The 18118-nt window shown below is 36.1% G+C and carries 12 protein-coding genes; 4 read left to right on the top strand and 8 right to left on the bottom strand.

What is annotated here, in order from left to right; genetic code table 11:
• Positions 1-4: 4 nt before the first annotated feature.
• The 4 genes from sufD to ACFINR_RS03960 all read right to left on the bottom strand — a co-directional run bounded on the left by sufD (position 5) and on the right by ACFINR_RS03960 (position 5020).
• A complete protein-coding gene (gene sufD / locus ACFINR_RS03975; protein ID WP_375632239.1) occupies positions 5-1267 on the bottom strand; it encodes a Fe-S cluster assembly protein SufD in 1263 nt (420 codons plus the stop codon).
• A gap of 11 nt (positions 1268-1278) precedes the next feature.
• A complete protein-coding gene (gene sufC, locus ACFINR_RS03970) occupies positions 1279-2034 on the bottom strand; it encodes a Fe-S cluster assembly ATPase SufC (RefSeq protein WP_375652598.1) in 756 nt (251 codons plus the stop codon).
• A 159-nt stretch (positions 2035-2193) separates the two neighbouring features.
• Positions 2194-3705 (bottom strand): Fe-S cluster assembly protein SufB, encoded by a 1512-nt coding sequence (sufB, locus tag ACFINR_RS03965; RefSeq protein WP_375613439.1) that lies wholly within the window; start codon positions 3703-3705, stop codon positions 2194-2196.
• Between the two features lie 139 nt (positions 3706-3844).
• Entirely contained in the window at positions 3845-5020 is a 1176-nt protein-coding gene (locus ACFINR_RS03960; RefSeq protein WP_375629814.1) for a cysteine desulfurase family protein, read from the bottom strand.
• A 160-nt stretch (positions 5021-5180) separates the two neighbouring features.
• Between ACFINR_RS03960 and ACFINR_RS03955 the strand changes: the two genes are divergently transcribed.
• From ACFINR_RS03955 to ACFINR_RS03945, 3 genes are all read left to right on the top strand, one after another.
• Positions 5181-5861 carry an alpha/beta hydrolase gene (locus ACFINR_RS03955; protein WP_375632240.1) on the top strand — a complete coding sequence of 227 codons (681 nt, stop codon included), beginning with the start codon at positions 5181-5183 and terminating at the stop codon, positions 5859-5861.
• Between the two features lie 321 nt (positions 5862-6182).
• Entirely contained in the window at positions 6183-7436 is a 1254-nt protein-coding gene (tyrS, locus tag ACFINR_RS03950) for a tyrosine--tRNA ligase (RefSeq protein ID WP_375613442.1), read from the top strand.
• Positions 7437-7626: 190 nt separating this feature from the next.
• A complete protein-coding gene (locus ACFINR_RS03945; protein ID WP_375628092.1) occupies positions 7627-8112 on the top strand; it encodes a peroxiredoxin in 486 nt (161 codons plus the stop codon).
• Positions 8113-8450: 338 nt separating this feature from the next.
• Here ACFINR_RS03945 and prfB read toward each other — a convergent pair.
• The 3 genes from prfB to ACFINR_RS03930 form a co-directional block, all read right to left on the bottom strand.
• Positions 8451-9579 (bottom strand): peptide chain release factor 2 gene (prfB, locus tag ACFINR_RS03940; RefSeq protein WP_375652594.1). Its coding sequence is split into 2 segments (ribosomal slippage): positions 8451-9509 and positions 9511-9579, totalling 1128 coding nucleotides; the frame shifts between segments, so codons are not numbered across the junction.
• Positions 9580-9749: 170 nt separating this feature from the next.
• Positions 9750-12215: a penicillin-binding protein 1A gene (locus tag ACFINR_RS03935; protein ID WP_375652590.1), complete on the bottom strand. Its 2466-nt coding sequence runs from the start codon at positions 12213-12215 to the stop codon at positions 9750-9752.
• Between the two features lie 168 nt (positions 12216-12383).
• On the bottom strand, positions 12384-13613 hold the full coding sequence (locus tag ACFINR_RS03930; protein WP_375628086.1) for an N-acetylmuramoyl-L-alanine amidase: 1230 nt from the start codon (positions 13611-13613) through the stop codon (positions 12384-12386).
• A gap of 587 nt (positions 13614-14200) precedes the next feature.
• Here ACFINR_RS03930 and ACFINR_RS03925 point away from each other — a divergent pair.
• Complete coding sequence (locus ACFINR_RS03925; protein ID WP_375652587.1) at positions 14201-16822, top strand: ribonuclease E/G; 2622 nt, start codon at positions 14201-14203, stop codon at positions 16820-16822.
• Positions 16823-16911: 89 nt separating this feature from the next.
• Here the strand turns inward: ACFINR_RS03925 and ACFINR_RS03920 are convergent, their stop codons facing one another.
• Positions 16912-17523 carry an invasion associated locus B family protein gene (locus tag ACFINR_RS03920; RefSeq protein WP_273791265.1) on the bottom strand — a complete coding sequence of 204 codons (612 nt, stop codon included), beginning with the start codon at positions 17521-17523 and terminating at the stop codon, positions 16912-16914.
• Positions 17524-18118: the final 595 nt, after the last annotated feature.

Raw genomic sequence — 18118 nt, 5'->3', positions numbered from 1 at the left:
TACCTTAAACATTTTTTTCAAGCCATTTACTAATGATATTATCCAAAACGATTTGAATATTATCTTGCTTGATGTCATCAATGAGCTCAGAGATAAATCCTTTAATCAAAAGTGCACGCGCCGTTTTAAATGGGATACCACGTGTCATAAGATAAAAAAGATAATCATGATTAATATTAGCAACTGTTGCACCATGACCACATGCAACATCATCAGCAAAAATCTCCAGTTCAGGCTTTGCATTAAATTCTGCATCATCTGAAAGAATAAGGCTATTACAAGCCATGCGTGCATCTGTTTTTTGCGCTTTTTGAGAAACACGTATTATTCCTTGGAAAACACCAACAGCTTTATCTGTAACCACATTGCGTATAATTTCGGTTGATGTTGATTTTTCTTCCACGTGACGAACAGTCATTGTAAGATCACTATGTGTTTGTCCTGATAATAAATTTATGACGCGTAATTGAAAATCAGATTCTTCTCCCTGTAATTCAATATCGATTTCTTGGCGATTTAATTGACTCCCTATATTAATGACATAAAGTGATAACTTCGCTCTTTGATCAAGGACAGCACAAAATCGACCAAATTGTGTAGAATTAAAATCACGATTGCGAATGAGAATCCACGTAACATCACTATCAGCAGCAACATTTAATGAAAATATTGAACTGACAAAGGTATCTTTATCATTGCCAACCTGATGTTCAATAAACATAACTTGACTATTTTTATCAACTTTTATATCCGAAAAAATATGAGATTGTCCCCCCATTTGTATATTTTGTAATTCAATGGGGATATTTAACTTTGTATTTTCAGGGATGTGAAAAAGCCAACCATCTGTAACAAAAGCTGTATTTAACTGTCCAATAAAATCTTCATCAGAAATGTTTTGATTTATCTGTACAGAATTATCTTCTAATGCGTCTGAAAGGCGTTTTACTGCAATGTTGTCTACCTTTGACTCTATCGATGTTTTTCCATTGTTTATGGAGAAAACAGCACTTTCTGAAAGCAATGCATCAACCAATTGATTGTCTTGAACTTTTGAAAAATTGCTAATAGACTTCAGTAAGGTACGCAGATTGGTATAATGCCAACTTTCGATTTTACGGGAAGGAAGCCGTGTCGTTTGAAACTGCTCAATAGTTTTCTTGCGGATTTCCTGTACAGCTTTATCACCAGGTAAGTGGTTTACATACTGATTGAAATTACTGAGTATATTTTCTTCAACCGCTAACAAGTTTTGCTGTGCATTCATATTTAATAACCTCAAACCGCTTCCCTAATAAGATCAGCATACCCATTTTGCTCTAAATAAAGCGCTAAGGATTTATCACCGCTTTTGATAATTTGTCCTTTATAAAGAACATGTACCGTATCAGGAATAATATAATTAAGCAGCCGTTGATAATGGGTAATCACCAAAAATGAACGTTTTGAATCCCGAAGTTTATTAACACCATCTGCAACAATTTTTAGTGCATCAATATCTAAGCCAGAATCCGTTTCATCTAAAATGCAAAGTGTAGGTTCAAGAAGTGCCATTTGTAAAATTTCAGCGCGTTTTTTTTCTCCACCTGAAAAACCTACATTTAATGGACGCTTTAGCATATCCATATCTATTTCAAGTTTGACTGAAACTTCTTTAACACATTTTATAAATTCAGGAATTTTAAGTTCTTCGTCACCTCGCGCTTTGCGTTGAGAATTCATCGCAACTTTTAAAAATTCCATTGTTGCTACCCCTGGTATTTCCATTGGATATTGAAATGCAAGAAAAACACCATATGCAGCACGTTCTGCTGGATCCATTTCTAAAAGTGATTGTCCATTATAGAGAATATCTCCTTCTGTTATTTCATAATCATCACGACCAGCAAGCAAATAAGATAAAGTTGATTTTCCGGCTCCATTTTGTCCCATGATAGCGGCAACTTCTCCATCTTGAACTGTCAAGTTTAAACCACGAATAATTTCTGTATCGGTTTCAGCAATACGGGCGTGCAAATTTTTGATCTCTAACATAATTTAATCCTGTTTTGGCTGTTTTTCAGATATCAATGCGTATTATTTTACCTTAGCATCCATCTACTTTTGTAATTACCATAGAGGTCATTTTTAGCATTATGTGCTACCGTTACAGCCTTTTTACATAAAGTCTTCTATTTATTTAATTAAATAAAATTATCCAACACTACCTTCAAGGCTAATACTAATAAGCTTTTGTGCTTCGACAGCAAATTCCATGGGAAGTTTTTGAATGACCTCTTTTACAAAACCATTTACAATTAATGCGATAGCTTCTTCTTCGGGAATTCCTCTTTGCATAACATAAAAAAGTTGGTCATCAGAAATTTTTGATGTTGTGGCTTCATGTTCAAACTGAGCTGTTGCATTTTTTGCTTCAATATAAGGAACTGTATGCGCACCACAATCATTCCCGATTAACAAACTATCACATTGCGTAAAGTTACGCGCATTTTGTGCTTTTCGATGCGCTGTGACTTGTCCTCGATACGTGTTATTTGAAAAACCTGCAGAAATACCTTTGGAAATAATGCGACTGGAAGTATTTTTTCCCAAATGAATCATTTTTGTACCGGAATCAATTTGTTGATAACCGTTTGCAACGGCAATAGAATAAAATTCTCCACGCGCATTATTACCACGGAGTAAGCAGGATGGATATTTCCAAGTAATCGCAGAACCAGTCTCAACTTGTGTCCATGAAATTTTAGAGCTATCACCTCGACAATCTCCACGCTTCGTCACAAAATTATAAATACCGCCCTTTCCATCTTTATCGCCAGGATACCAGTTTTGTACTGTAGAATATTTAATCTCTGCATTTTCAAGGGCAATAAGCTCAACAACAGCAGCATGAAGTTGGTTTTCATCACGTTGGGGTGCTGTACACCCTTCAAGATAAGAAACATAGGAATCTTCAGCGGCGATAATCAATGTTCGTTCAAATTGGCCAGTGTTGCGTTCATTAATCCTAAAATAAGTTGAAAGCTCCATAGGACAACGAACCCCTTTAGGAATATAAACAAATGAACCATCTGTAAAGACAGCTGCATTTAAGGCCGCATAATAATTATCACTTATAGGTACAACTGTTCCTAAATATTCTTTAATAAGCTCAGAATGTTCAATAATCGCCTCTGAAATAGAACAAAAAATCACACCAGCACGTGCCAGCTCTTTTTTGAATGTTGTTACAACAGAAACAGAATCAAAGACTGCATCAACAGCCACCTGCCCCGATACAGACATACTGTCATCAAAAGTGGAGGGATCAGACTGTTTTCTTACTCCTGCCAAAATCTCTTGTTCTTTAAGGGGAATGCCAAGTTTTTCGTACGTTGCTAATAACTCAGGATCCACTTCATCCAAAGATTTTGGTCCTGTATGATTTTTTGGAGCAGCATAATAATAAAGCTCCTGAAAATCAATTTTAGGATATTCAAGACGCGCCCAATGAGGCTCTTGCATTGTCAGCCAACGGCGGTAAGCTTTTAAGCGCCATGTTAGCATCCATTCAGGCTCATTTTTTTTAGCGGAAATAAATTTGATAATATCCTCATTTAAGCCTTTTGGAGCTTTATCGGTTTCAATATTGGTTTCAAAACCATATTTATATTGGTCAACATCTATTTCACGTACTTGGCGTATCGTTTCTTGTACTGCCGGCATAAATTTTCTCCATTTTTTGGCGTCAAAAACCGGTAACTAAAGTCTTGTTTTTTACAAGATTAAAGTAAGCAAGTTATCTCCTAGGCTATAGGTAAAGTGCAAAAATTTCAATCAAACTTATTTTATTTTTAAAATAATTCTAATTTTTATAACTTTCTGATGATAAATCTTCCCCTTTTTTCCTGCTTATAATTTGAGAAAAAAACGACAGAAAATCATCGATATCTTCAGAAGTTGTGCCACGTCCTAGCGAAATGCGAATGGCACCATTTGGAACATGATACCCCATTGCCTCCAACACTTTGCTTTGTTTTACTTTTCCCGAAGAACAGGCAGAGCCGGATGATAAAGAAAACCCTTCTAAATCAAAAGCAATTTGCATCGTTTCAGCTTTTATATTTTTCACGGTAAAGTAAGTTGTATTTGGCAAACGTTGAACTCTTTTGCCAAAAATCTCAACATTTTTACTTATTTTTTGTAGTCCAGCTTCTAATTTATTGCGTAAATATATTAACTGTTTTATTTCCTCCTGTGTGAAGCAATCAGTCATTGCTGCCCCAAAAGCAGCAATAAGGGGCAATGCTTCTGTTCCTCCACGGAGACCTTTTTCTTGTCCTCCCCCAATAATAAGAGGGTGTGGCATGAGAAGATTACCACATGAAACAAAAGCACCGATTCCTTTAGGACCGCCAACTTTATGTGCAGACAGTATAAAAAAGTCTCCTCCTAGCTGATGAATATCCACAAAATTTTTATCTACATATTGTGTCAAATCAACTATAAGAGTGCCTCCTAAATCCCGAACAATAGCGGCGATTTCTGTTAACGGTTGAATAACACCCGTTTCACTATTTGCAGCTTGAATAGCAACAAGAGGTAAACCTTTTGTTTTATCGTGAACCGTTAAGAGTGATGTTAATTTATCTTGTTGTATGAGCCCATCTTGATCAACATCAATGACGCTTATCAATTCTTTAGAAAAACGTCCTCCCTCTGCAACAGAGGGATGTTCAGTCGCTCCAAGGTAAAGATGAGAAAATTTAACTTTTGCTTTCCCCATATTGTAAAAAGGTGTTAACAAAGTCATTGCGGCTTCACTCGCACCAGAGGTAAATACCACGTGATCTGGATCTGTTTTAAGATTTTCAGCGATTTGCCGACGGGCCTTTTGCAACAAAGTTTTAGCGGCACGCCCTTCCTTATGAACCGATGATGGATTACCAAATATCTCTAAAGATTCCAGTAACGCTATCCTTGCCACTTTTTTGAGTGGTGTTGTTGCGTTATGATCAAAATATCGGCGTTTTATAACCATTTTACATCGCAATCATTAATCTTATGAATTGATTAAAAAAATAGCGCAATTTTCTTGAAAAGTGCACTAAAAAAAGAATATCTAATAATTATTTAAGAGATTCTATGGTAAAAGTCGACCAGGGTCAAAGAGAGCCTTTTATTGCATTAAGGAGCATTTTATGCCAGAAATTATTTTTAACGGTCCTGCGGGTCGGCTCGAAGGGCGTTATCAACCTTCACAACAAAAAAATGCACCCATTGCGATCATCTTGCATCCTCATCCCCAATTTGGTGGAACTATGAATCATAAAATTGTCTATGACCTTTTTTATATGTTCCAACAACGTGGCTTTACAACTTTACGTTTTAACTTTCGTGGTATTGGTCGTAGTCAGGGTGAATTTGATTATGGAATAGGAGAACTTTCAGATGCTGCTGCTGCTCTCGATTGGGTTCAAACACAACATCCAGACTCTAAAAATTGTTGGGTAGCAGGATACTCATTTGGAGCATGGATTGGTATGCAGCTTTTAATGCGCCGACCGGAAATTGAGGGATTTATCTCAGTTGCCCCTCAGCCTAATGTTTATGACTTTTCATTTCTTGCACCTTGTCCCTCTTCTGGACTTATCATTCATGGCGGTATCGATAAAGTTGCCCCTCCAAAAGATGTTCAAATACTTGTCGATAAATTAAAAACACAAAAAGGTATCATCATTACACAAGAAATATTGGAAGAAGCTAATCACTTTTTCAGTGGATGTCATGAAGAACTTATTGAACGATGTGCCCACTATTTGGATAACCATATCTCCAATGAACTTCTCGCTCCTCCTCCTGAAATACTTTCACTAACTTAGGAACATACGATAGATTTATAAAAAATTAGCAAAAATCGTCTCTGATCATAACAAAGTAATTTTTTTAGTCTGCATTTAAAACTTTTCTAAATTTTATTTCAGGATAGAAATGAGAATAACAGAATACCTTTTTTCTCTTACTAAGAAGTCTCTTTTTTAGCGTATAAAGATAATAATACCTGTATTATTATCTTTATACTACCAATATGTCTCTTTCTCTTGTGAGGTGTGCGTCAGTTATGATAGATAACGCATTAATAATTCGTTATATAATCGCCTATTATATAAAATAATGCACTCTTAAATTAGGAAATTAAATCTGTGTTTGCCTTTAAATCTGATTTTTTACACATTATGAGCGAACGTGGTTTTATCCACCAAATTTCAGATGAAAAAGGCTTAGATGATCTTTTTTCAAAAGAAACTGTAAGCGCTTATACTGGATTTGATCCAACAGCATCGAGTTTACATGCTGGAAGTCTTCTTCAGATTATGATGCTTTATTGGTTACAAAAAACGGGTCATCGCCCCATTGCTTTAATGGGTGGAGGAACCGGATTGATTGGTGATCCTTCTTTCAAAGACGAAGCACGACGCCTTCTGACACAAGATGATATTGCTGCAAATATTGATGGGATTAAAAAGGTATTTGCTAACTATTTGACATTCGGTGACCGAGAAACCGATGCTTGTATTGTGAATAATGCTGAATGGTTATGCAATTTAAACTACTTAGAATTTTTGCGTGATGTAGGAAAGCATTTTTCTGTCAACCGTATGTTGTCATTTGATTCTGTCAGACTCAGACTTGAGCGTGAGCACTCTTTGTCATTCTTAGAGTTTAATTATATGATTCTGCAAGCTTATGACTTTGTTGAACTTTATAAACGTTATGGGTTGCGTATGCAAATGGGGGGCTCTGATCAGTGGGGCAACATTATTAACGGAATCGAATTAGGACATCGTTTAGGAACACCGCAATTATATGCGTTAACATCACCATTGCTGACAACCTCTTCCGGTGCCAAAATGGGTAAATCATTGAATGGGGCTGTATGGCTAAATGCGGATAAACTTTCACCTTATCAATTTTGGCAATACTGGCGCAATACAGAAGATGCTGATGTAACACGATTTCTAAAGCTCTATACTCCATTGCCGATGGATGAGATTCTTAAACTTTCTCTATTACAAGGAACTGAAATTAACGAAGCAAAAAAAATTCTTGCAACAGAAATTACAGCAATGTTGCATGGACGTGTTCTTGCTGATGCAGCAGCAGAAACGGCTCGCAAGACGTTTGAAGAAAAAACTCTGGGAGAAAATCTTCCAACTGTTGAAATTAATGCCTCAGAATTAAAAAAAGGTGTTGGATTGCTCACTCTTTTAGTACAAGCAGGACTCGCTAGATCTAATAGTGAGGCACGCCGACACGTTCAAGGTGGAGGTGTCCGTGTAAATGATCAAATTATTGAGGATGAAACACATCTTATTATTGAAGGGGATGTCAGTGCAGAAGGAACCATTAAACTTTCTTTTGGTAAGAAAAAACATGTTGTGATGAAACCAGTATAATCTTTTGCTGTTTTGTTTATGTTGTTCACGTCGAGCTTGTTCTTTCAATTCAATCGTTGTGATAGGGCAAATTTTGTTAGGGAAATAAAAGTCTCTTCAAAACGATAAAATTCTAGAGAGTTGAATAGTTCTTTTCTTCTGTGTACTCTGATATTTTATACCTGTTACACAAAAAAGAAAGATGAAAACAATGACAAGACCAATGAAAGGTGCTCTTGCTCCTGATTTTACTTTGCCGCGCGATGGAGGAGAGACAGTGTGTCTTTCTGACTTTAAAGGAAAGCCTGTTGTTTTATATTTTTATCCAAAAGATGACACCAGTGGTTGCACAAGTGAAGCACTTGATTTCACAAAATTAAAGATGAAATTTGATGAAATCGGTGTTTCTGTTATTGGAATCTCTCCAGATAATGTAAAAAAACATGATAAATTTAAAATAAAACATGAACTTGATGTCATCTTGGTTTCTGATGAAGAAAAAACGACCCTCGAAGCTTATGGTGTTTGGGTTGAGAAAAGCATGTATGGACGCAAATATATGGGAGTTGAACGGAGCACTTTTTTAATTGATGCAAATGGAATAATAGCAGAAGAATGGCGCAAAGTAAGCGTATCTGGGCATGCTGAAAATGTTTTAGCTACTGCAACACTTTTATATCATAATGGTAACTTGTAAATTGAGTGTTTGATTTACCTTCAAAAGCAAAAGTTATTCTCCCTAATTGATTTTAGTTTTTCAACGGATTCAATTTTTACAATATATTGATTTATAAGGATAATGAATTGTTTTACATTTATATTAGTCCCCCGAATATCGCAAAATTTTCTGATTTCAGATTCTTCCTATCACTTGCAATATCATAAGCAGAATTAGCGTGTGAGAAAAAGTTGAAGAAAGGAACAAGAAAATCCCCCTTTAAACCTTTAAAGTATCAAAGGCTATATAACATCACAGCATCCATGAAACGAACAGCTTAAGAAAAAATCTACATGGCTTGAAGGAAGGATATATAATTAACGAATATCCTCAATTTCTTTGTCTTGTCCATAAATACGCCGTGCGAGTGCTGCCTCTATAAATGCATCTAAATTACCATTAAGTACGGATTGTGGATCCGTATTTTCAATTCCTGTACGCAAATCTTTGACAAGCTGATAGGGTTGAAGAACATAAGATCTAATTTGATGCCCCCATCCAATTTCTGTTTTAGAAGATTCAGCAGCATTGGTTTCTTCTTCTCTTTTTTTAAGCTCTTCTTCATAAAGCCGTGCACGCAACATCGACCAAGCCGTAGCGCGATTTTTATGTTGAGAACGCTCTGTTTGACATTGAACAACAATACCCGTTTTTATATGTGTGATGCGAACAGCAGAATCTGTCGTGTTAACATGTTGTCCTCCTGCTCCAGATGCACGATATGTATCAATACGCACATCTGCCTCTGAAACATCAACTTCAATATTGTCATCAATAACTGGATAAACCCAAATGCTCGCAAAAGAGGTATGGCGCTTTGCATTCGAATCAAATGGAGAAATCCGCACTAAGCGATGAACACCTGATTCTGTTTTTAACATTCCATAAGCATTATGCCCTTTTACAAGAATAGTCGCTGACTTTATTCCTGCCTCTTCTCCATCATGAATTTCTAAAATCTCAACCTTCATTTCATGCTGTTCAGCCCATCGCATATACATACGTAAGAGCATAGAAGCCCAATCTTGGCTTTCTGTTCCCCCTGCTCCAGCATGAACTTCTAAATAGGTATCATTCGGATCTGCCTCTCCTGAAAGAAGTACGTCAATTTGCCTTTTATCTATCTCATTTTTAAGATTACGTATTGATCTTTCTGCATCAGCGATAATTTCCACATCACTTTCTTCTTCGCCCATCGCAATAAGCTCAATGCATTCTTCAAGTGTTTTTGTAAATGATAAAAGACCATTGATTGAATTATCAAGACGTTGACGCTCACGCATCATATCCTGTGCTCGTTGTGCATCATCCCATAATGATGGATCTTCCGCTTTTTGATTAAGATATTCAAGACGCTTTAGTGATTGATCCCAGTCAAAGATGCCCCCTTAGCAATTGTATTGCTTTCTGGATTTCATCAACTAATGTTTCTATTTCTGCTCGCATAATTTAACACCGTATTTTTAAAAACTCTTTTTGTTTGTATCTCTTAGCATTTTATACAAATTTAATAGCTGCTATCAGAAAATGGTACAGTTCTATCACTCTATTTATAGAACCGACATTGTAAAAAAGAGATAAAAACCATGACTCATGGCAAAAGGAGATTTTGTCGATTAATACAGCCCACCTGTCCCACTTTCAAGTGCTTTGTTGACTTGTGGAGAAGTCGTTACTGCAGGAACACCTTCTTGAAAAGAATTTGTACTCCCAATAACTTGATATATATCAGCAGGCCCAGTCCCTGGTTTAAATGCTTCTATAATGACATCTTGATCTCCTCTTTCGGCAAGCATTCCTGTTTTCCGATTAATTGGCATTAAAATCATACCTTTTGGCATCTTAAAGGGAACATCTGGCTTCCCTTTAAGAGCATCTGCCATAAAATCACCAAAAATAGGTGCAGCTAATGAACTTCCTGTTCCATTATATCCTAACGGAGCTGGTTGATCATAACCGACAAAAATACCAACGACAATGTCAGGAGTAAATCCCATAAACCAGACATCCTTAGAGTCATTGGTTGTTCCTGTTTTAGCAGCAATATGTCGATTAAGATAACGTAAACGTGCCGCAGTACCACGCTGAACAACCCCTTCCATCATCGATGTAATTTGATAAGCCGTCATAGGGTCAAGAACTTGATCTCGCTCATCAATCAATGTGGGTTCACTTTGATTATTCCATGAATTCGTATTACAATTTTCGCAAATACGATCATCATGACGATAAATTGTCTTCCCATAACGATCTTGAATTCTGTCTATCAGAGAAGGTTTAATAGAGCGTCCGCCATTGGCAATAACGGAATAAGCTGTAACCATTCGTAATACTGTTGTTTCGCCAGCCCCTAAAGCCATGGGAAGATAAGGCTGCAATTTATCTACGATCCCAAAGCGTTCTGCATATTCAGCGACAAGAGGCATTCCCATATCATTGGCAAGCCGTATTGTCATAAGATTACGAGAACGCTCAATACCATAACGCAACGTTGAAGGTCCTGCAAAGGTACCCCCATAATTTTTGGGTTGCCAAACTTCACCATTATATTGACGAACTTCAATGGGGCCATCTAAAACAACGGATGCTGGTGTATATCCGTTATCAAGAGCTGCTGCATAAACAAAAGGCTTAAAAGCAGACCCCGGTTGGCGATAAGCTTGGGTTGCACGATTGAATTCAGATGCTGCAAAAGAAAATCCTCCCACCATAGCAAGAACGCGCCCTGTATGAGGTTCCATAGCAACAATTGCACCTTCAACCTTTGGAATTTGTTGTAAACGATAAGTGTTGTTTGTATTGGATAGTTTTTCAACAAAAATGACATCCCCAACTTGCAGAACATGAGATAAGCTCTGAACAGTTTTTCGATAACCATTCTCTTTTACAACATGGAGTGCCCATTTTGAATCAGCTTCAGATAAAACAGCAATTTCCCGTTTTTTTGATAATATACCTGAAGCTTCGCGCTGTGGCTGTAAACCAATCTCTACTTTGTTGGGATTAGTAGAAAGAACAACAGCTAAACGCCATTCAGGAACATCACTTAGCCCTGTGATATCTGCAAGTTCTGTCCCCCAATCACCTTTCTCATCAATATGCGCATAAGCTCCACGCCATCCTTGCGCATGATCAAATCTAATTAATCCATCGTGCAAAGCACGTCGCGCAATAAGTTGTAAATGCGGATCAAGCGTTGTACGAATGGAAAGCCCACCTTCATAAAGTGTTTTAGCCCCATAGCGATGTATTAAACGACGCCGTACTTCTTCAGTAAAATAATCAGCCGCAAAAACATAGCTATCACTCCCACGTATTGTCGCTCCTAAAGGTTTAGCTTTCGCTTTTTCACCTTGTTCACGCGTTACATATCCATTTGCAATCATCCGGTCTATAACCCAATTACGCCGATCAATAGCACGTTGTGTATTCTTAAATGGATCATAATTTGCTGGTCCTTTTGGAAGAGCAGCCAAATAAGCACATTGTTCTAGCGTCAGGTCATTGACGGATTTATTGAAATAGGTCAATGAAGCAGCAGCTATGCCATAAGTGCCACGACCCAGATAAATTTCATTGAGATAAAGTTCGAGAATATGATCTTTTGAATAAGTTTTCTCAATACGCATTGCTAAAATAGCTTCCTTAAATTTACGTTCTAACGTTGTTTCTGAACTTAAAAGGAAGTTTTTAGCGACTTGTTGCGTTATAGTTGATGCCCCCTCTGGACGTCTTCCAGAACCAATATTACGAATATTATTGATCAAAGCTCGAGAAAGTCCTTCAGGATCTAAACCAAAATGATGATAAAAGTTTTTGTCTTCAGCTGAAATGAAAGCATTTATAACAAGCTTTGGTATTGATTGAATCGGTAAATAGAGGCGATGTTTTGTTGCAAACTCTGCCATAAGACGGCCATCAGAAGCATGGACACGGGTCATTACCGGCGGCTCATAAAGTGAAAGAACTCCATAATCAGGGAGTGCATTTGCTTGACCACTGGTCATAACACCCCACGTTATTGCACCATAAAGTCCAATAGCAATAAAAAAACGAAGAAGATATCTTAAAAAAATCATCATAAAAACGGCTATCGCTTTCTTAAGAATTAATTAAAGAAAAAATACGTTACTTCAAACACACCAAGTGGATATCACCACAAGATTGAGATCAAGAGAAATTGTTTTCTATCTTTTATTTATACCAGGGTACACTAGAAGCCCATATTGATACTCTATTTTCTCATAAATTTAAAGAGGCTGTATCATTTTCTGCCTATAATCAGCAAATTGACGAATAGAATGAGCAATAGAGGCTGCCATTTGTTTTCTCCAATGAGGATCATTTAATAACTTTTCATCCTCTTTATTGGATAAATAACCTATCTCTATCAAGACTGAGGGTATATCTGAAGCTCTTAAAACTTGAAAATTAGCATACCGATGTGGGTTATTAATCAAGTTAATATGATTCTTTGATAAACTTGAAATAACACTATTTGCAAAATTAACCGAAAATGTATGTGTTTCACGTCGTGTAAGATCCATCAAAATATCTGTAACTTCGAGCGTTTCATCTGCAGGCAAACCATCAAGCAAATCAACTTTATTTTCATTTTCAGCTAAAGATTTTGCAATGGCATCAGAGGCTTTATCTGATATGGTATACACTGTGGCACCGCGAAGAGAATGTAGATCAATTGTATCTGCGTGAATAGATATAAAAAGATCAGCATCAAACTCTTGCGCTTTTTTAACTCTTTCACTTAGTCTTAAAAAAATATTGGAATCTCGTGTTAAAGCAACGGTAATATGAGAATCCTTTTGTAATTCGTCTCGCAATGCACGCGCAAAGTCTAAAGTCACATCTTTTTCTAAAATTCCAGTAACACCCCGTGCACCGCCATCAATACCACCATGACCAGGATCAAGAACAACACGGAAATTATATGCTGGCATTAACTGTGTTTTTGTATCAAAATTGCTTCTTTGCTGTTTTTTTAATATCTCATCAAATTTTTCTTGTGTACTTTTACGAATATCAATCAGCAACTGCCATAAACCATTATTTAATTTTTTTACGACATTTTTTTCAACCACAAAAGCCGTTTTACTTGTCAAAATAATGCGTGAAGTCTGTATGTCAGAGAAAGCATAACGCACATCTGAAAGCATAACGGATAATGTATTCCGTTTCTTTAAAGGCGTATTTTGCATCGAAAAGTCAATTGTAGGTAAATTGATAACCAAACGTGCGGGCCTGTCAAAAATCTGTAAACGAACATTTGGTTTTGAATTAAAAACCGCAATAATACGCGTATGAATACTATCACCAATGGTTCGAAAATTAATAAGTCTCAGAGGATCTGCGGCTTGAACACTAGTTTGGAGTAGCAAAAAAGATAATAAAAAGTATGTGACGAGCACAATAACATCCCCATAAGCTGTTTTCAGCTTTTTGGTAAAAAAAACTCTTATCATAAGCAAAATACTCTACATTACCTTTGTAATAATTTATCTTGGTTACATAAAACGATACACCAATTTATTATCTATTTTTCAATAAAAGCTAAATAAACACCTCAAAACGAAATTAAGGTCATAAAGATATTATAATTATACATGATTTACATTGTTACTTGCCAAACGCATGATATCAACATAAAAGAATATTTATGCTTCCTAGCTGATAATAGTCATCTAAATTATCTGTAACTCATATTAAGTTGTCTTTAGAAGTTTTTTGTCTATTATGCGTTGAGACTTTTTTATGGATGAAAAATTTCTATGTTGTAACATTAGGATTGCATTACTTAAGATTCGTTGGTTCGGATATCCGAACTGTTTTAAAGATTATTTTACCGGAGACTTTTAAGAAAATATGAGTCATAAAAAACAGATGGAAATAATGATGAGAAATGGTGTAAATGCAGTCATGCCTTTGCACGTGGTGTTTCGTCCTGTTTTTCTGGTACCTCCCTTTTATGGCAGACAGCCTTTTATGTTTACGAATAGTTATGGCATTCGTTTGAATAAAATTGTGCATGTCGCCTTCAGGATATTAACTTATGTCAAACAAAATGCTTATAGATGCCTCCCATCCGGAGGAAACACGTGTTGTTGTTGTTCACGGCAACAAAATTGAAGAACTTGATTTTGAATCAGAACATAGAAAACAGCTCAAGGGGAATATTTATCTCGCACGTATTACGCGTGTAGAACCGTCTCTCCAAGCGGCTTTTGTTGAATATGGTGGAAACCGACATGGTTTTTTAACATTTTCTGAAATTCATCCTGATTATTATCAAATTCCTATTGCTGATCGCCTTGCTCTTCTTGAAGAAGAAGAAAAAGAAGCTGTAGGAGAAAATTCTGTAGATACCTTTACGGAAGAAGCAACTAAAAATAAAAAACGCTCCAGAAGAACAAAAAAAAGTGAAAAAAACAATGTTATAGCAGCCGATATTGAAAATGATATCACATCTGAAGCGATAATAATTGATAATACAGAAGAAGCATTAAATGCCAATATCTCTTATGATGAGATTGAAATGGTCGGTGCTGAGGACATCCGTGAAGAGCTCCCGATTTATCAAAGAAAACAAGGGCGCCAGTATAAAATTCAAGAAGTCATTAAACGACGTCAAATTTTGTTGGTACAAGTTATCAAAGAAGAGCGTGGTAATAAAGGTGCTGCCCTTACAACATATCTATCTCTAGCTGGTCGTTACTCTGTTCTAATGCCCAACACAGCACGTGGTGGTGGTATTTCACGAAAAATTACGAACGTACAAGACCGTAAGCGTCTTAAAGAAATCGTAAAAGAATTAGCCGTTCCAAAAGGTATGGGCGTTATCTTACGAACCGCTGGTGCCAATAGAACAAAAGCTGAAATTAAACGTGATTATGAATATCTTATGCGGTTATGGGATACTATTCGCACTTTGACACTCGAGTCAACGGCACCATGCCTTGTCCATGAAGAAAGCAATCTCATCAAGCGTTCTATACGAGATCTTTATAATAAGAACATTAGTGAAATTCTTGTCTCTGGAGACCAAGGATATCGTGAAGCGAAAGACTTTATGCGTATGCTCATGCCAAGTCATGCAAAAGTTGTGCAACCTTACCGTGATCCTACGCCCATTTTTGCAAGAAATAATATTGAAATTCAACTTGATAAAATGTTGCAACCACAGGTTTCTTTAAAATCTGGTGGTTATCTTGTTATTAATCAAACAGAAGCACTTGTTGCTATTGACGTAAATTCTGGCCGCTCTACGAAAGAATTCTCTGTCGAAAAGACAGCCTTACAAACTAACCTTGAAGCTGCTGAAGAAGTAGCGCGTCAATTACGCTTGCGTGACCTTGCTGGTTTAATTGTGATTGATTTTATTGATATGCTTGAAGAACGCAATGTGAAGCTGGTCGAAAAAAAATTAAAAGATTGTTTAAAAAACGATCGTGCTCGTATTCAAGTAGGTCATATTTCACACTTCGGCCTTTTAGAAATGAGTCGTCAACGTATTCGCATATCGGTTTTAGAAAGTACGACACAGCCCTGCCCACATTGCGCAGGAACAGGAAATATACGTTCTGAATCATCAATTGCGTTACATGTCATGCGCTCAATTGAAGAATATCTTCTTCATAATTCGCAACATAATATTATCGTGCGCACCCCCGTAGCAACAGCGCTTTATGTATTAAATCATAAACGCAATATTCTTGTTAATTTAGAAGCTCGCTTTAAACTTAATATTAGTATTGAAGCAGATGATAGTATTGGAACGCAACATCTTGTTATTTCTAAAGGCTCAATAGCAGAGAGCATTTCTCGATCTTCATTGGAAGATGCCAATGAGCAAGAAATTGAAGATTCTGTTTTCATAAAGAGTGAATCTATTGAAAATCCTTCTCCCATTGAAACAAACCAAAAGCGTAGGCGCAAAAATCGTCACGGTGAAATTACTGATCATTCTCTCTCCAACGTTCATAAAAAAGAAGATACTTTGAATGATGATTCTTATCGTCGAGGACGTCGTCGAGGACGTCGTGGTGGTCGACGCAATCAAGATAATAATTTTCATCAGATTCGCGTTCCTTATGCAGAACCAGTGGGAGATTTTGCTAAGCAAGCTTTAGCAGAAATTAAAGCAGCGCATCGCAAACGTCGTGTTTCACCTGCTAAATCTTTTGAACTTGAAGAAACAAAAAATAATACACAAGCTCTAGATATACAACAACAGAGTGAATCTGAAAAAAATGATACAAGTATTAAACCTAAAAAACGTTCTTCAAAAGTAGTACAAAATCAACTTTCTTTAGAGAATGATCAAAATATTGCAGAACAAAAATCTCTTGAAGAAAAACCTACAACCAGTCCGGTGCGTAAAACTAAAACAAAAAAAGCAGACAAAGTTATTCATGAGGTAGAAAATAAAGCTCTTGAAAAGAGTAAAAAATCAACACGTGGAACACGTAAAAAATCATCTTCTAAAGAGACAACGCAAATACAAAAAATATTAGAGCAAGAAACTGTAATCGAGATGGAGAAAGTTATCGAAACCTCTCCTTCCCAAATTGAAGAAACAATTAATCAACCCGTTGTTATTTCATCAACGCCTAATGATTCTTCCAAAACTGAACGTATTGGTTGGTGGAAACGCAGAATTCTTTCGAAAAATTAAGGATTAAAAAAAACCGCCACAGAAAACTGTGGCGGTTCAAATAAACAATTATAGAAAACGTTTTGACCAACTTTTATGGTGTGGTTTTATTACTTTTGTTTCGCTTTTTCTTGCTCAGCCCGCATACGCTCTTCAATTTCTTTTTGCTTTGATTGAATAGCTTGCTGCAGCTTTATTTGTTCTTGTTGGAAATCTTTTTCCTCCATACCAGGACCGGTATAGGCTGCTGTAAACCCATTAAGAGAAAATTCAATAGGATTAGCTGAACCACGGAAATTAACTGTGGTTACAACCATTTTTGTACCACTTTTCATAGCTGCTATAAGCTTATCATCTAAGACATCATTAGCAATACAACTTGGTCCATTACAAATAATATAAGGAATTTTTTTAGAGAACTCGTCACCAATTTTAATGTGAACACCTTCTGGCAAAAAACGACCTGTAGGTACTTGAATACCTATACGTTTCTCATTTTGCTTCCCTTTTATTTCAACAAGATTAAAAGCCGTTAAAGGTTGTCCCGTATTCGATAATACAGTATTCATTGTATTACAAATATCAACATCATGCTGCTTACTGCAAACTTTGTACCAACCTTGTGATAAAGTTTGCGCATTTGCAGAAATACCAGCTATAAGAAAAAGGGCAGCGGCTCCAACTAATACTGAAACAGCAGAATAAACATTTTTATGCGACATGATTAAGTTAATCCTTTCAACGCGCTCTTAAGTAACTTCAAAAAAATATTAAATATAATTCCAACTTAATTTATTAAATTATAATGAAATAACAATTAATTTTACTATTTTTACTTCAATATAAAAAAATTACTTCAATATAAAAAAAAAAGTCAAATTTAGAGAAAAAATACGACGAGCCATTCTAATTTTTATACACTCATATCATTTCCCCTCTTCATCACATTGGTATTTGATGCAATCTATCCATAAAACACCTCTGTGCATTTAAACTAAGATTACACAAACGAATCAATATTGCAATATTAATTAAAATAAACTCTGATACTACTCTAAAAAATTTACTAATTAAAATTTTTACATTTATTACTCTTCATGTTAAGCTTATAGAACCTTAGCAACAGGTGTTGTAATGCATGAAGCTCCAAAATATCAGATAAATTTTACTGTTTTCCTTATGTGCCTCGTGTGATACACAAAAACAAAATCATCTACGATATTATTGAAACATTTAATGAATTAAAACCACTGATTGTCTAAAATTTCTGCATAATTGTAAGAGAGCTTTTTGCTAATGAACAATTTTCTGCCCTTG

The sequence above is a fragment of the Bartonella sp. AP19HLJMH genome (genome assembly GCF_042196245.1).
In the GTDB taxonomy this organism is placed as follows: Bacteria; Pseudomonadota; Alphaproteobacteria; order Rhizobiales; family Rhizobiaceae; genus Bartonella.
The sequence above is the reverse complement of the archived record's forward strand: the minus strand, read 5'-3'. Positions and strand labels throughout refer to the sequence as shown.